The organism is Pseudomonas sp. BYT-1 (genome assembly GCF_023611805.1).
Lineage (GTDB): Bacteria > Pseudomonadota > Gammaproteobacteria > Pseudomonadales > Pseudomonadaceae > Aquipseudomonas > Aquipseudomonas guariconensis.
Genome location: NZ_CP072559.1, coordinates 843,452 through 858,532, shown reverse-complemented (window position 1 = coordinate 858,532; position 15,081 = coordinate 843,452). Strand labels below are relative to the sequence as shown.

At 61.8% G+C, this 15,081-nt stretch carries 13 protein-coding genes; 3 read left to right on the top strand and 10 right to left on the bottom strand.

Translation table 11 applies throughout. The features are described from left to right. Positions 1 to 8: 8 nt before the first annotated feature. From J5X93_RS03870 to J5X93_RS03850, 5 genes are all read right to left on the bottom strand, one after another. Complete coding sequence (locus J5X93_RS03870; RefSeq protein WP_043208530.1) at positions 9 to 965, bottom strand: glycosyltransferase family 2 protein; 957 nt, start codon at positions 963 to 965, stop codon at positions 9 to 11. After that, positions 962 to 1,582: an acyltransferase gene (locus tag J5X93_RS03865; protein WP_043208529.1), complete on the bottom strand. Its 621-nt coding sequence runs from the start codon at positions 1,580 to 1,582 to the stop codon at positions 962 to 964. The genes J5X93_RS03870 and J5X93_RS03865 overlap by 4 nt, the downstream gene beginning before the upstream one ends. A gap of 123 nt (positions 1,583 to 1,705) precedes the next feature. After that, on the bottom strand, positions 1,706 to 3,172 hold the full coding sequence (locus tag J5X93_RS03860) for an FAD-dependent oxidoreductase (protein WP_043208528.1): 1,467 nt from the start codon (positions 3,170 to 3,172) through the stop codon (positions 1,706 to 1,708). Positions 3,173 to 3,174: 2 nt separating this feature from the next. Then, positions 3,175 to 3,363, bottom strand: a complete 189-nt coding sequence (locus J5X93_RS03855; protein WP_043208541.1) for a twin-arginine translocation signal domain-containing protein — start codon at positions 3,361 to 3,363, stop codon at positions 3,175 to 3,177. Positions 3,364 to 3,442: 79 nt separating this feature from the next. Continuing rightward, a complete protein-coding gene (locus J5X93_RS03850; RefSeq protein ID WP_090345191.1) occupies positions 3,443 to 4,819 on the bottom strand; it encodes an oligosaccharide flippase family protein in 1,377 nt (458 codons plus the stop codon). A 97-nt stretch (positions 4,820 to 4,916) separates the two neighbouring features. Between J5X93_RS03850 and J5X93_RS03845 the strand changes: the two genes are divergently transcribed. The 3 genes from J5X93_RS03845 to galE all read left to right on the top strand — a co-directional run bounded on the left by J5X93_RS03845 (position 4,917) and on the right by galE (position 10,184). Continuing rightward, positions 4,917 to 6,443: an O-antigen ligase family protein gene (locus tag J5X93_RS03845; RefSeq protein ID WP_250034449.1), complete on the top strand. Its 1,527-nt coding sequence runs from the start codon at positions 4,917 to 4,919 to the stop codon at positions 6,441 to 6,443. After that, on the top strand, positions 6,440 to 9,076 hold the full coding sequence (locus J5X93_RS03840) for a cellulase family glycosylhydrolase (RefSeq protein WP_434968323.1): 2,637 nt from the start codon (positions 6,440 to 6,442) through the stop codon (positions 9,074 to 9,076). Before J5X93_RS03845 ends, J5X93_RS03840 begins: the two co-directional genes overlap by 4 nt. Before the next feature lie 136 nt (positions 9,077 to 9,212). Next, entirely contained in the window at positions 9,213 to 10,184 is a 972-nt protein-coding gene (gene galE, locus J5X93_RS03835; protein WP_043208522.1) for a UDP-glucose 4-epimerase GalE, read from the top strand. Between the two features lie 29 nt (positions 10,185 to 10,213). Here the strand turns inward: galE and J5X93_RS03830 are convergent, their stop codons facing one another. From J5X93_RS03830 to eppA, 5 genes are all read right to left on the bottom strand, one after another. Then, positions 10,214 to 11,005 carry a CpsD/CapB family tyrosine-protein kinase gene (locus tag J5X93_RS03830; protein WP_043208519.1) on the bottom strand — a complete coding sequence of 264 codons (792 nt, stop codon included), beginning with the start codon at positions 11,003 to 11,005 and terminating at the stop codon, positions 10,214 to 10,216. 11 nt (positions 11,006 to 11,016) lie between these two features. Further along, the gene (locus J5X93_RS03825) at positions 11,017 to 12,582 is read right to left on the bottom strand and encodes a GumC family protein (protein WP_090345184.1); all 1,566 of its coding nucleotides are present in this window, start codon (positions 12,580 to 12,582) and stop codon (positions 11,017 to 11,019) included. Between the two features lie 21 nt (positions 12,583 to 12,603). Beyond that, positions 12,604 to 13,719, bottom strand: a complete 1,116-nt coding sequence (locus J5X93_RS03820; protein WP_043208514.1) for a hypothetical protein — start codon at positions 13,717 to 13,719, stop codon at positions 12,604 to 12,606. Positions 13,720 to 13,737: 18 nt separating this feature from the next. Continuing rightward, a complete protein-coding gene (locus tag J5X93_RS03815) occupies positions 13,738 to 14,295 on the bottom strand; it encodes a polysaccharide biosynthesis/export family protein (protein ID WP_043208513.1) in 558 nt (185 codons plus the stop codon). Positions 14,296 to 14,661: 366 nt separating this feature from the next. Continuing rightward, positions 14,662 to 14,838, bottom strand: a complete 177-nt coding sequence (eppA, locus tag J5X93_RS03810) for an EPS-associated small membrane protein EppA (RefSeq protein WP_167358099.1) — start codon at positions 14,836 to 14,838, stop codon at positions 14,662 to 14,664. Positions 14,839 to 15,081: the final 243 nt, after the last annotated feature.

The following is a 15,081-nucleotide window of genomic DNA, read 5'->3' as shown; positions in this document are numbered from 1 at the left end:
ACGGCCCCCTAGCGTGTCGGCTGGCTTGCAAAGCGCGTGTCGAAGAGCAACGCCCAGGTCGCCCGGGCATGCTTCCAGCTGGCTTTCACGGCCCCCCAGCCACGTCGTTTGAGCAATGCCTTGAGCGCCAGCAAGGTGTCCCCGAGGCTCACCAGCAGCATGTGCAGCACAAGCCCTGGCACGCCATGGTGCTTGCGAAAGTACAGCAGCTCGCTTTCGATCTGCATCACCGAGATCTGCCGGCTGGCCGCTTCGAGCTCGGTGACTGACTTGGAGCTTTCGCCGCCAATGTGCACCACCGTGGTGTAGGGGTAATACACGACTTTCCAGCCAGCCTGCTTGACCCGTTTGCAATGGTCCACTTCCTCGTAATAGAGGAAGTAGCGCGGGTCGAACAAACCTACCTGCTCGATGACCTCGCGTCGGACCAGGTAGAAACAGCCTGGCAACCAGTCGCATTCACGCACCGAGTCGTGGTCCCAGTTCATCTCGTCGATGGTCTGCAGCCCAGGGAAGAAGCGCTCCAGCCCCGTGCGCGCGGCAAACATGTTCAGCGGCGTCGGAAAGTACCGGCAGCTGGGCTGAAGGTCTCCCTCGCGCCCCACCAGACGCACCCCGAGCACGCCGCACTGCGGATGCGCTTCCATGTATTCGACCGTTCGCACCAGGGTGTCGTGCGCGACGAAGGCGTCGGTATTGAGCAGCAAAGCGTATTTGCCCTGCAGGTGCTCGACCAGTTGGTTGTTGGCTCGGCCGAAACCGACGTTCTTCGGATTGGCCACCAGCAGCGCCTCGGGGCAGACCGCCGCCAGGCGCTCCAGGGAGTCATCGACCGAGGCGTTGTCGACCACCAAGTAGCTCGCCAGATCCGCGCCCTCGCCACGGCGCAGGGCATCGAACATCGGTTGCAGCAGCCCTGCGGTGTTGTAATTGACGATCAGCACATCGACGAGCTTTTCAGTCATGTCTCCTGCCTCCCGGTGCCGTAAAAGTACTCGGCGCGCATGGCAGCCAGTTTCGGCTCCAGCTGTGGATCGAAGACATCTGCCCGATTCTTGATCAGGTCGATCCACGGGTAGGCCTCGCAGCGCGCCTCGACCCGCTTGACCAGGTCTTCGAGCGTGCACAGGACCTTGGCGGGGTTGCCACCAACGACCGTGCCCGGCGGCACGTCCTTGGTCACCACCGCCCCTGCGGCCACGATGGAGTTCGGCCCGATGGTCACCCGCGGCATGACGATCGCCCCATGGGCGACCCAGCTGTTGTCACGGACATCGATGAAACCCACCGAGTCGAGCTTCTTGCCGTAGATGACCTCGATCAGCTCCACCACACCGTCGTGCCCGATCAGCGTGCAATCCGACAGCCCGCAATTGTTGCCCAGGCGCACCAGGGAAGGGTCGGTGATATTGCACCCCGGGTTTATCTGGACGTTGGTCCCGGTGGAGTGAAACCGCCCCCAGCGCGACAGGTACGCGCCCCACTGGATAGCGTTGGGGCGGCACAGGCGCCTGTACAGTCCGGCCCCACGTCCGGTGGACATGGCGTAATGCGCCACGATTTTTCTCAGCCATCCCATCATGCTGTTGCCCTCGCAAACCTATCGATGTCGAACCGAACCCAGGCCGCACGTTCCTCGCACGGTACCTGCCCCATCAGCGCAGCTGCCAGACATCCACAGGTTGCAGGCGCGCTGTCACACCCTTCAGGCGAACTCTCCCGCCTGAGACTTCATCTTTGCGTCCAGATGGTCCGCCAGCCGCAAGGCGAACTGCAGAAGCGGCATCGTCGGATTGCTCGCCCCGCCCTTGGCGAAAATGCTGCTGCCAGCGATATACAGATTGTCTGTGCCGAACACCTTGCAGTCCGGGTCGACCACCCCGGCATCGGGCGAGGCCGCCATGCGCGTGGTGCCCATGTGGTGCGCGTGGGGCGACATTTTCAGGGGCAGGGACGTGTCGTGGACGAAGTCGTTCAACTTGACGAAGGCCAGCCCGCTTTCGGCGAAACGCTTTGCCAGCTCGACGCCGATGCACTTGATGGTCTGGCGGTCATCGCCGCTCAGTACCCAGTTCATGTTCACTTTGGCCACGCCCAGCGCGTCCTTTTCTTGCAATGTCGAAAGGCGGCTCTGCAGGTTGGGGAACTGTTCGATCATGGTGCTCAGCACGCCATCGCCGGGGCAGTTGAACTTGGCGATGAAATCGATCTTGTGGGCGATTCCCATATCGCAGCTGAGGGTCTCGAGGAAGTCCTTGACCTGGGCGGTCCGGCCATAGTTCGTCACCTCGTCCAGCACCGTCGCGGAGACGTTGCCTTTGCCCGCGTGATACTCGGCCACGAACGCATCGGTGGTGAAGTACTGGCGAGGCTTGTCCACTTTTCCGCTATTGAGGATGAACGTGCCCAGGTCGACATTTAGGTGCTCCATGAAACAGCGCCCGACAAAACCATCGGGCTTGACCACGCCCGCGGCAGCCAGTGACTCGCTATTGAGCAGTTGCCGGGCATTTTCCACAGCGCCCATGGCCAGTACGAACTGCCGGGCGATCACCCGCTCCCGGTGCAGATCGTAATCGGACACCACTACAGCCTTGACCCTATCGGCAGCGTGATCGAATTCCAGGTCGACGCAATTGCAGTGGATGAACACATCCAGCCCTGGCGTCTGCTCCAGCGCCTTGGCGTACTTCTGGGCAAACCGAGTGGGCGGGCTGAGCAAGAACTCGTCAGGTACGAAGTCATCACCGAGCCGACTGACATTGATCGCCTGGAAGTGCGCGCCTTCCGGCAGGTCGACGATGGCCATGGCGGCCGGCAGGTACCGCTCGATCTCGGCATAGGCGATGGGCCAGCCAGGAATGCCGCCCGGCGGCGGAACAGAAAAGTCCGAGGCTTCGAATGGCCGGCAGCGCCCGGCCCAATGGTTGGAGGTGCCGCCCAGAAAGCGCAGGCGCGTATTGTGGATATACGCCTCCAGACCGGAGGAGGTGCATTGATAAAGATCCTGGGATTGCTGGGAATACTCGTGCCCGCCGCCTTCGAGCAACACCACGCGCCAGCCTGCTTCGGCCAGGCGCAAGGCCAGGGTGATGCCCGCAGGTCCCCCGCCGATGATGCAGAAGTCGTAGTCATCACGCAGTGCTTTGTGCGTCTGATAATCCTTGATCATGCTCAGGCCTTGCGAAAGTATTCGGCGGGCAACACCCATCCGTTGATCACCACGAAGCCCCCGGTCTGAGTGACTTTGCGCGTGGCGGTCCCGGAAAGCCCGAAGACCAGCCCGCCTGCACCCAATACCGCGCATCCCTTGAGAAAGCCCCTGCGTCCTAGCAGCGGGGAAACAGAGTCATGCTTTCCCATGATTCCAAGACCCATGCCGTGAAATTGACTTTGGAATTCTAGGTTTCCGACGGCGACAGACAGCGTATTCGCGATGGAATCAGAACCCGTTGAAAAGCCGCGTCACCAGCTCACCACACAACGCGCCGACCGCGATGATCGGCAAGACCATCAGCTCACGCTTGAGGCTGAACATCTCCAGTTTGCGATTGACGTAGAACACCAGGATCAACGTGGGGAAGGTATGCAGCGCCACCCACCAGATCGCGTAGTCCACGCCGCCGATGGCCAGCATCACTGGCATCCCAACCCAAAGCGAAACGGCCCGGATGATGTTGTCCATGGCCTGGTACTTGGTCAGCCCCACGGCCAGCCACACCTGATGGGCCAAGCTGTAACGCAAGGTGAAGAACGACCATGAAAGAATAGCCAAGATCCGGCCCGCATCCTGGTAACGGTCGTCGTACAACCAGCTGATGATCAGCGGGCTGACCGTGAGGAACAGACCGCAGGCGAACAGGCAGGCGGTGTCGAAGTACAGCCTGAAGTGGTTGTACAGCTTGAGCAGCCGGGGTTTGTCGCCAGCGCGAGTGGCCTCGCTGAAGGCCGGCAGCACCACCGCCCCGCCCAGTTTCAGCAAGCCGACCTGCACGGCCGAGAGAATCAGCACCGCGATGGAGTAGACGCCCATGTCGAAAGTGGACATCACCCCGCCGAACCAGATGCGGTCGCCGTTCATCGCCAGCACGCCCACCATCGAGGACAACAGAATCCAGCGGCCATAGTTGATCAGCTCGGTCAGCGCAGACTTGTCCCAGCACAAGCGGCTGCGTGGCCCTTCGAATAGCAAGTGGCTCATCACGGTGGAGACGAGGGTGGAGACGATCCCGGCGGCCACCAGCGACCAGATCGACCGGGTGAGGTAGCCGAACACCAGCATGACCAGCAATCCGACGAACTGCGCCGTGAGCTCGAGAATCACCACGCGCTTTTGCTGGAACGCCCGCACGGCCAGGTCGATGGTGTTGGACTGCAAGCCGTAGATCACTGCGGAAATGCCGGTGACCGCCAGCACCAACGGCAGCTCCGGAGCGGCATAGGAGGATCCGGCTGGCCACAGGTTGATCTGCTGGGTCGCCCAGGAGCCAAAGGCGATGAGCAGCGTCACGGCGAACAGCAGGATGCCGCGCAGCAGTTGCACGGTCCAGGCGGTATTGAGAAACAGCGGATCGTCGCCGCGCGGGCTCTGGATGATGTTCTGGCGCAGGCCGACATCCGACAGCAGGTGCAGGACCACCGACAAGGTAGTGGAGATGGCCATGATGCCGAACATGTCCGGCACCAGCAGCCGTGCCATGATCAGGTTGCCGCCAAGGCGCAGGGCCTGCGTACCGACCAGGGAGACCATGTTCCACGCACCCGCTCCCAATGCGCGTTTGCGCAGGCTGGTCGGCGGCGATAAGTCGACTGACGGCATGACTACATTCCCTGACCTATTGGCTAAAGTCACTATAGTCTCAATCTGCCATGTCGCTAGCCGTCGTCCATCACAAAGGGACAGGTCATCACCGCCTATGCCAGAACACCTTCGCGCATTGATCGTCATCCTGTTCCTGGCCACCGTGGTGTTCACCATGGCACGACGGCCGGCGCTGGACCTGATCCGTTCAGCCGACTTCAAGCGTCGGCGCAACCTCTGGTTCGCGCTCACCTTGCTGGTGTTCGTGTCCGGCAACTTCTGGGTGTATGCCGTCATTGCCGTCCTGGTGCTGCTGGTTGCCGGACGGCGCGAGCACAACCCGATGGCGCTGTTCCTCATGCTGCTGTTCCTGATGCCGGCGGCGGCGATACCGGTGCCTGGCTTTGGCGTGATCAACTACCTGGTCGACCTGGACCATATCCGCCTGCTCAGCCTGAGCGTACTGCTGCCCGCGGCCCTGGCCCTGCGCCAAGAGTCGGACACCTTGCCGTTCGGGCGCACCTGGCCTGACCGCTTCCTGCTCGCCAGCCTGGTACTGATGAACCTGCTCTACCTGCGCGAGACCAGCCTGACCGACACGTTGCGCCAGACGTTGTACCTGTTCCTGGATATCTTCCTGCCGTACTACGTGGCCAGCCGGGCACTCAAGGAACTCAGCCATTTCAAGGACGCCTTGCTCAGCTTCGTGATCGCCACGATGTTGCTAGCACTGATCGGAACCTTCGAGTCGGCGCGCCATTGGCTGTTGTACAACGCCTTGACCTACGTGCTGGGCATCCACATGGACATGACCAGCTACCTGAGCCGGGGCGGTGCACTGCGCGCCAGCGCCACCACAGGCCAGGCGATCGTTCTGGGCTACCTGATGATGGTCGGCATCGGCTTGTACCTGTTCGTCCAAGGCTATGTACGCAGCACACTGCAACGCACCCTGGGCGCCCTGCTACTGGCAGCCGGACTGTTCGTGCCGTTGTCGCGCGGGCCCTGGGTCGGCACGGGCGTGATCATCGTGGTGTTCATCGCCACCGGGCGTGGCGCGGTCAAGCGCCTGGGAATGCTGGCGGTCGCCGGCCTGCTCTGCTTGCCGTTGCTGGCCGTGGTGCCGGGGGGCGAGAAGGTGATCGACATGCTGCCGTACATCGGCACGCTGGAAAAAGACAACATCACCTATCGGGAGCGGCTGCTGGACAACTCACTGATCGTCATCGAGCGCAACCTGTGGTTCGGCTCGTTCGATTTTCGCAAGACGCCGGAAATGCAGTCGATGGTCCAGGGCCAAGGCATCATCGACATCGTCAATACCTACCTGAACTTGGCCCTGCGCTTTGGCGTGGTCGGCCTGGCCCTGTTCGTCGCCTTCTTCGCCTCCGCGCTGCTGAGCCTGCGCAAGACACTGCGTACGTTTGCCGACAAGGACGAGCACCTGTGCCGACTCGGGCGCAGTTTGCTGGCCACCCTGATTGGCATCCTGGTCACGATCTTCACCGTCAGCAGCATCACGTTCATCCCCGTGGTGTACTGGTCCCTCGCCGGTGTAGCCGTTGCCTATGTGCAGATGGTGCGCCGGTTCAAACTCGCCCACGCTGCCGGCATCGTTGGTGTCGGCCTGCCCGCCCGGTGACCCGCATGACACGACGCTGCCTGGTTTCATCCCTGCTGCTCACCCTGCTGCTGGCATTGCCCCCCGTCACTCACGCCGAGGACTGGGTCGCCAGTATCGACGAAAGCCAGGGCCTGCCACAGTTGACCCGTGGCGGTAACCTGGCGATGCAGGCCAAGTTCAAGTTCTTCGCTGCCGACTGGAAATGGGCGAACTTCGACAGCGGCGCCTTCAAGGTAGAGGCCCCCTTCACCTACAGCCTGCAGGCCAGGAACTCCACACTGGGGTTCGACCTCAAGGCCCAGATCGCCAAGACCACGCAGCAGAGCCTGACCTGGGCTTTCGACTTGCAGGCCCACAGCCGCAAAACCAATGTGATGGGCGGCGGCATCTCGTTCCAGTTCGACCGCGCCCTGTTCACTGAAATGGGCAAGCCAAGCCTGCTGCCGGGCAATCGAGGCTGGACCTGGGGCGACCGCGCCAAGGGACCGTACATCGAGATGCGCTTCGATCCGCCCCTGACGAGCGTGTACATCGAGCCCATCGACGACGCCGAAGTACGGGCGTTCTTCTACAAGGACCAGATCGTTCCCGGCACCCAGCAGATCAAAGGCGTGCTCACGGTCTCGCAGGGCATAGAGCTGGCCCAGACCTCCGATGAGCGCTTCGGCCTGGGCGACACCAGCCGCTGGCCGCTGGACCAGACCGACTGGCGCACCTCGCCGGTGGACCTGTCGTTCCTCAACGCTGGAGAAAAACCGGCCGGCAAGCGTGGCTTCGTCAAGGCAGTGGGCGATCGGTTGCAATTCGCCGATGGCACCCCGGTGCGCTTCTGGGGCACCAACGTCTCGGCCTATGCCCTGTTCAACACCACGGACGACGAAATCCGTGCCCAGGCCAAGCGCCTGTCGGCCCTGGGATTCAACCTCGTGCGCCTGCATCACCACGATTCGTATTGGGTGACACCGAGCATCTTCGGCCGGCACGACCAAGTGCGGGACACCCAGAACCTGAGCCCTGAGTCTTTGCAAAAGATCGACTGGTGGATCAAATGCCTCAAGGACGAAGGGATCTACGTGTGGCTGGACCTGCACGTCCAGCGCGCCCTGATGGCCAGGGACAAGATCCGCGGCTTCGATGAATTACCCAAGCGCGAAGGCCTGACCGACCGCGACAAACAGCCCATCGCCGACCTCAAGGGCTACAACTATGTCAACGACACCATCGCCCAGACGATGAAGCGCTTCGCCGAGCAGTACCTGGGGCACGTCAACGCCTACACCGGCCTTGCCTACAAGGATGACCCGGCCATCGCCGCCGTACTGATCACCAATGAAAACGACCTCACCGGGCATTACGGCAATGCCCTGCTTCCAGACAAGACACCCACCCAGCACATCAAGCGCTACATGGAATTGGCCGAAGCCTTCGCCAAGCAACATGGGCTCGCGAAGCAGCAGACCTGGCGCGCCTGGGAACATGGCCCATCCAAGCTATTCCTCAACGACCTGGAGCAACGCTTCGACCAGCAGATGATCGATCACCTGCGTACTTTGGGCGTGAAGGTGCCCATCGTCACCACCAGCACCTGGGGACGCAATGGCCTGAGCGCCTTGCCGGCCTTGACCAGTGGCGACCTGATCGACGTCCACAGCTATGGCGGCGCAGGCCAGCTGGAAAAGAACCCGCTGACCAGCGACAACCTGGTCAACTGGCTCGCCGCGGCCCAGGTCGTGGGCCGGCCGTTGAGCGTGACCGAGTGGAACAACGAATGGCAAAGCGACACCCAGCCTGTGGCCGATCGCTACACACTGGCGCTGTATGTCGCCGCCACGGCCCGCTATCAGGGCTGGGACGCCTTGATGCACTACGCCTACAGCCAGGAGCCGTTCCGCGAGCAGGATCGTTCGGCGAGCAACTGGCACGCCTACAACGACCCCAGCCAGCTGGCCACACTCCCGGCCGCTGCCCTGGTCTATCGCCGCGGCGATGTACGCGAAGCCGACCAAAGCTACGTCTTCGCCCCCACCTCGGACACCTTGTTCAACCAGTCCATCTCGCCAGCCGATTCGGTGCTGCTGCGCACAGCCATGGAAAAAGGCAAATTGCAGATTGCCATGCCAAAGACACCGGCGCTGCCGTGGCTGCAGGCGAGCGCACTGCCCGCCGGCGCCAAGGTTATCCAGGATCCCAACCAGTCCCTGCTGCCGGCCAACGCCAGCGAGGCCCGCAGCGACACCGGCGAGCTCAGACGCAACTGGCAACAAGGGCTCTACACCATCGACACACCGCTGACCCAAGCGGCCATCGGCTGGCTCGGCGGCAAGACGCTCGCGCTCGGTGACATCCAGCTTAAGCTCAAGACCGCCAGCGCGAGCGTGGCGGTGCAGAGCCTGGACGGCAAACCGCTGAAACAGTCGCGAAACCTGTTGATCTCCCTGGGCACCCGGGCCGAGCCCCAGCCGAACAAGCGGACCCCGTTTCGTGTCGAGCCGCTGGACGGCACCTTGTCGATCCAGGCCGTCGACGGCTTGAAACTGTTCAGTCGAAACGCCCAGGGACAGCTTCAGGAATACCCCGTCAGCTATCAGGACGGGCGCTATCTGATCCATTTCGACGGCAGGCAGATGACGAATTGGCTGTTCTTGAAATAGGCATCTAGGCTCCAAGAAACCAGGGGCGTGCCCATGCAGATGGCCAACCCGCTGACCACCTGATCCGCTTGCTAAGGATGACCGCCCGGCCCCTCCGGAGCGCGCTTGCACATCAAACAGATTCCAGGAGGCTTGGATGAAGTTCTTGGTTGTCGGCGGCGCGGGCTACATAGGCTCGCACATGGTCAAACACCTGCGTTGCGCAGGGCACGACGTCATCGTGGCGGACAATTGCGCCTGCGGGCCGCGTCCGAACTGGGTCAGGCTGGACATCGCCGACGCCCATGCTTTGGATGCCTTGTTCGCCCAGCATCGATTCAGCGCGGTGTTTCATTTCGCCTCGTTCATCCAGGTGGGCGAGTCGGTGGTCGAACCCTCCAAGTACTACCAGAACAATGTCGTCGCGACCCTGACCCTGTTGCAGGCGATGGTGCGCGCCAATGTCCGTCACCTGATCTTCTCCTCGACCGCCGCCGTCTACGGCGACCCGCAGCATGTGCCCATCGACGAAGCGCATCCCAAGCAGCCGATCAACCCTTATGGACGCAGCAAGTGGATGGTCGAGCAGATCCTCGAGGATTTCGACCGCGCCTATGGCTTGCGCTCAGTGTGCCTGCGCTACTTCAACGCCGCGGGCGCGGACCCGGAGGGCGAACTGGGTGAATGCCATGAGCCTGAGACCCACCTACTGCCGTTGATTCTGCAGGCGGCCTCCGGACGGCGTGAGACGATCACGGTGTACGGCCGGGACTACGACACGCCGGATGGCACCTGTATCCGCGACTACATTCATGTGGCAGACCTGGCTGCGGCGCATTCACTGGCGGTGGACTACCTGCTCGCCGGTGGTGCGAGCACGGCATTCAACCTGGGCAACGGGCTGGGCTTCTCGGTGCAGGAAGTGATCGACACCGCCTGCGGCGTGACCGGGCGCAAGATCGCCACCAGCGACGCCCCCCGCCGCGCCGGCGACCCGCCCCGCCTGGTGGCAGATGCCAGCCGGGCCAGGACCGTGCTGGGCTGGCGACCGGCCTTCGCGGCGCTGGAGCAGATCGTCTCGCATGCCTGGCATTGGGAGCAAAAGTACCCTTGGTACTCCCCGAACTGATCGGCAGCCCTTGCCCAGTGGCCAGCAGTTCAGTAGTAGGTGCGCGGCTGTTCCTCGGCCTTGTTCAGCACCGTCCCGATCAGGTTACTGGTACCCAGGTGATACAGGCTGTCCTCGATGTCCTTCTTGCTGTTCATGCCATTGGCCACCACCAGCAACACGCAATCGAATTTCGGCAGCAGGGTGATGGCGTCATCGGAGCTCAGCAGCGGCGGCAGGTCGAAGATGGTGATGCGCGACTCGTAACGCTCGCGCAACTCGTGGATCAGGTTGCTCACCAGCGGCGAGGACAGCAATTCGGTCGACAGCGGAATGGGCTCGCGGGTCGGCAACACCACAAAGCGTGGCAAGGTCGGGTTGACCATGGCATCGCACAACTCAGCTTCGTTGGCCAGGTAGTCGTTGAGTGACTTCTCCATCGGCAACCCCAGGCAGGCGCCGACCCGTGGCCTGCGCAGGTCGAAGTCCACCAGCAACGCGGTCTTGGTGGTGTGGTGGGCGATACTCATCGCCAGGTTGATCGCCAGCACCGTCTTGCCCGCCTCAGGCGTCGGCGAGGTGATGGCCAGCGTGCGCCAGCCGTTCTCCTCCATGGCTTGCAGCACCTGGGTGCGCAGCAGGTCGAAGGCCGAGCTGATCGCCGAGTTCTTCTTGTAGGCCACGATGCGGTGACGCTCCAGATGGTCCGGGCGCAAGGGCACGACCTTGGTGCGCACATAGTCGAACAGGCCTGGCACTTCCGGATGCTTGACCGGCACGATGGAGGAAGGCGCTGATGCGCCGGTCTTTTTCGTTTCGTCTATCGGCGTGATCTTGTTCATCGCAGCTGTCCCTATCCGAACCGACTCATGGCCTTCATCAGCAAGAGGTCAAACGGCATATAGAAGAAGTGCAGCAACACCACCCCTAGCACCGCCAGTGCCAGGATCGAGACCACCAGCCACACGCGCCAACGCCGCCGCTGCGCAAGCTCGGCCTGGGTCGGGATATGCGGAATGCTGACCAGGACCCGCTTGCCCACGATGCTTTCCAGGGCCCCCACACCGCGCACGCGCTGGTTGAGCATTTCCAGCACCATCACCAGTGCGCCACCGCCGGCCGGGGCCAGGACGAAGCCCAGCGCGACGATCTTCTTGCGATTAGGCTTCACCGGTTTTTCCGGCAACATCGGCGGCTCCAGGAGCACGAAGCGCTCGGCCTTGTTCTCCTGCTCCAGGCTTTCGGAAATCTTCGCCGCCATTTGCTTGGCACGAATCTCTTCGTACTTCTTGCGGGCGTTGTCGTGGTCGCGCATCAGGTTGACCAGGCCACGCTCGACCTGGGGTGCCTCAAGGATCTCGGCCTCATAGGCGTTGATCTTCTGCGACATGTCGCGCTTTTGCTGGGCCAGCGAGGCAACGCGCTCCTGCGCCGCGGCCATGCGGGTGCGTACCTTGGCCACGTCCAGGTTACCCTCGACGCCAATGCCACCGGCGCCGCCGCCGGCTTTCAAGGCGTCGATCTTGCGTTTGACCGCACGTACGTCGGGGTGCGCTTCCTTGTAGCGGGAGAGCAACTGGGTGTACTCGGCCTGCAGGCTGGCCAGATCCTGCGGCGGCTCCGCCGTACGAGGCCTGCCGCCATCGAGTGTGCTAGGCACGCCGGCCTTGGCCCCGGCCAGTTCCAAGTCCAGGTAGCGCAACTCCTCTTGGGCGGCCTTGTAGTCACGATCGATTTCCCTGAACTCCATCTCCGAGCGCGACAGCATGTTCATGCGCAGGGTCTGGTGTTCCGGCAGTGCGTTGGCATGCGCTTGTTTGAAGTCGGCCAACTGGTTCTCGAGGCTCTGCAGTTCGGCGCCCAGCTTGTCCGCTTCCTGGCTGAGGAACTCGGTGGTCTCACTGGCGCGCTCGGTACGCTGCTTGATGTTCTCGTTGAGGAACAAGGTCACCAGCTCGTTGGCGACCTCCCTGGCCACCTCCGGCTGCTTGTGTTCGAAGGACACATTGAAGGCGACCGTGGCCTCGCCACGCCCTTTTATGAAGGTACTCAAGGTCTCGACCAAGATCGCGGTGCGCATCAGCTCGACCTTGTCGGCGTCACTGAGCTGGCGGGCCTTGCTGGAAAACAGCCCGTACTTGTCGATGATCCGCAGCAGGTTTTCGCGGGTCATCACCCGCTGGCGGATCACCTCGATGCGTTCGTCGGCAAAGCTGTTGTTGTTGTTGGCGACCAGATCCGGAGATATCTGCTGGGACTCCACCAGGATAGTCCCGGTCGACTGGTAGACCGGCGGCACCGCCACGGCGACCGCCACGGTCGCCGCGAGGATCACCACGATGACAATCGCCAGCACCAGTGCACGATCCTTGATGATGGAGATGTAGTCCCTGATCGACAGCTCGTATTCAGATTTCATAGTCACCACACCGCTGAAAAATCAGTAGTCGGGAAATCTATAGGTCAAGCTCAGTCCGATAATGGTGCCGGTGGCATCTGGCAGGTTGTCTTGCTGACGCTCTCTGTACACCAAGGATAGGCGCGCTACCCAAAATGGCGAGAGCTCTCGACTGGCCCAGGCGCCAACCGACCATAATTTGTTGGGTGTTTGCCCTTTGCTGTCCTGCCAGCTGGCATCGAACCCGACCCGATCGGTGTCGGCGACCAGGTAGCTCCAGGAGCCGCGCAACGTGTCGATCTCGGAAAACCCACCCTGACCGCTGGCCACCGAACTGCGGTCGGCGGCGACGTTGGCGTCCATGCGCTCGCCCCGATAGCGCAACGACACGCCGCCCTGCCCCTTGCGTCCACCGCCGTCACCGGAGACTTCGTTGACGCCGACGTTCACGCTCCCCTCCAGGCGTTCGGTGAACTGGTGCGTCATGCCGATCACAGGCGTATAGCTGTTCGAGGCGATCGCCGCATCGCGATCATCCGGTTCGTAACGCCGGTAGATGAACCGGGTGAACAGGTCGGTGCGCTCGGTCCAGGCATAGGTGTAGCTCAACCGGTTGGCGTATTCCTTGTAGCCGATCAGCGTGGACACGTCGTAGCTGGCGTCGTCGTACGAGGTCTCGTTTTCCAGAAGGCCTCGCTCGCTGAGCTGCCGGCTCCAGTTGCCGGTCAGGGTGTAGAGCTTCTGCGTACCGTCGGTGGTGACCACGCCGGTTTCGAGTACCGCACTGGACAGCGTCGAACTCTCGACGTAGGTCCCCACCAGGCCATAACGGCCTTTGTCGTAATCGCGTTGCCACCCCAGCCGCACGCGAGGGTCCTCGCGGTTGTCGAGGATGTTGCGATCGGATGAGCGCAACACATGAGCCCCCAGACCGAAGTCGAACTGATCGCGATCGAAAGTGCCCAGCAGGCCGACTTCCGGATCGAGGTAGGTGCTGGTCACTGCTTTCTCCTGAGAGGTCAGCAGCAACGGGTTGCTGTCATGTTCGACGGTCATGGGTACGGCGACCGACGTGTGCCAGAGCGCTGCCTGGACCACGGCCGGGCAAGGAAGAATCAGGATCGCCGCGGCGACCCGGGAAGTTTTCAATACAGACACGATAGGCTCAGAGCAGGATCAAGGAACGACCAGCGTATCGCCGGCCTGCAGTTGGAAATTGGTGGTCATGTCACGTCCGGAAACCAGGTCCCGGTAGCGCACGGGCAGCACTTGCTGGCTCTCACCCTTGCGCCGGATCACTTTGATGGAGCCTTCATCGGCGAACTTGTCCAGGCCACCGGACATGCTCAGTGCCTGCAACACCGCCATGGGGCCTTCCATCAGCACCGGGCCGGGCTTGAGCACCTTGCCCTGCACATAAACGAGGTTGCCGGCGATGCTGGTGACGACCACGCTGACATTCGGCTCGGGCAGGTACTGCTCGAGTTTCTTGGCAATCTTCTGGGCGACCGTGCTGGCATCGAGGCCGGCGACGTCGACGCGCCCGGCAAGCGGGAAGGTGATGCTGCCATCGGGAAGCACCTTCACCTCCTGGCGAAGGTTTTCTTCCTGCCAGACCGAGACCAGGATTACATCGCCAGGGCTCAGCAGGTAGGCCGCATTCGGCTCGGTGGCATTGGCCGCCGAAGGCAGGAGCATCAGTGCGCAGAGTGTGGAGATCAGGAAACGGAACATCGGGATCCCTCCGGTCAAGTAGCCATGCCCAGCGCTACACAATAGAACGGGGCGAAAACGCTCGCCTTTGCCGTAAAACAAGTACCGACCGCAATCGCCTCGACCGTCCTGGAGGATGTTTCCGCGATGAAACACATCGACGAAGCTTCCTGCTCCCGCGGCGTCCGCTGGGGGGCGCCGACAAGTGGAATATAGCAACGGCATGGGATTCCACAAGCCGTTGCTCCGTCCTGATAAAACGCGGTTCTTCCAGGAACTTTCACATCGTTTTCACTTATCGGCGCAGGGCAATACACCGCACGCCAATGTTTAAAACGTACGCATTAAAACCAAGGTGTTAATGCACAGAAAAGCGAATAACTTTCACTATATTTTCGATCGGTTGGCGAGGGCGATAAACCCAATCACCGCAAAGGAAAATAGCCATCCCGCCGTCGCGGCAGGCACTACACTCGCCTTGCTGATGTAGGAATCCGCAGCGCCAGCTGCGCCACTCATCAGCACCAACAAGAAAATCGACTTGATGATCAGTGTCGAGCGCATGATCCCCTCCCTGAAAGAGGATTGAAACTGTTTAATTGAGAAACAGCTTTCTTTTTATATGGCTTGAGTATGGGGCACCATGACACTACGTCAATAGACCGCCACCATGATAAATCTCAATGGCCCCTCCCCTGCCTCGTCAAAATCTCGACAACCATTCTGTGGCTAAAAAACGCGCACTGTTTCAGCAGCGTTGCAACGGCCGTCGCTGACTGTGTGGAAACTCCAAGGTTCTGGAAAACG

Coding starts and splice junctions, on each gene's coding strand:
- J5X93_RS03870 (WP_043208530.1), bottom strand. CDS start 965: ATGACTGAAAAGCTCGTCGATGTGCTGATCGTCAATTACAACACCGCA.
- J5X93_RS03865 (WP_043208529.1), bottom strand. CDS start 1,582: ATGATGGGATGGCTGAGAAAAATCGTGGCGCATTACGCCATGTCCACC.
- J5X93_RS03860 (WP_043208528.1), bottom strand. CDS start 3,172: ATGATCAAGGATTATCAGACGCACAAAGCACTGCGTGATGACTACGAC.
- J5X93_RS03855 (WP_043208541.1), bottom strand. CDS start 3,363: ATGGGAAAGCATGACTCTGTTTCCCCGCTGCTAGGACGCAGGGGCTTT.
- J5X93_RS03850 (WP_090345191.1), bottom strand. CDS start 4,819: ATGCCGTCAGTCGACTTATCGCCGCCGACCAGCCTGCGCAAACGCGCA.
- J5X93_RS03845 (WP_250034449.1), top strand. CDS start 4,917: ATGCCAGAACACCTTCGCGCATTGATCGTCATCCTGTTCCTGGCCACC.
- galE (WP_043208522.1), top strand. CDS start 9,213: ATGAAGTTCTTGGTTGTCGGCGGCGCGGGCTACATAGGCTCGCACATG.
- J5X93_RS03830 (WP_043208519.1), bottom strand. CDS start 11,005: ATGAACAAGATCACGCCGATAGACGAAACGAAAAAGACCGGCGCATCA.
- J5X93_RS03825 (WP_090345184.1), bottom strand. CDS start 12,582: ATGAAATCTGAATACGAGCTGTCGATCAGGGACTACATCTCCATCATC.
- J5X93_RS03815 (WP_043208513.1), bottom strand. CDS start 14,295: ATGTTCCGTTTCCTGATCTCCACACTCTGCGCACTGATGCTCCTGCCT.
- eppA (WP_167358099.1), bottom strand. CDS start 14,838: ATGCGCTCGACACTGATCATCAAGTCGATTTTCTTGTTGGTGCTGATG.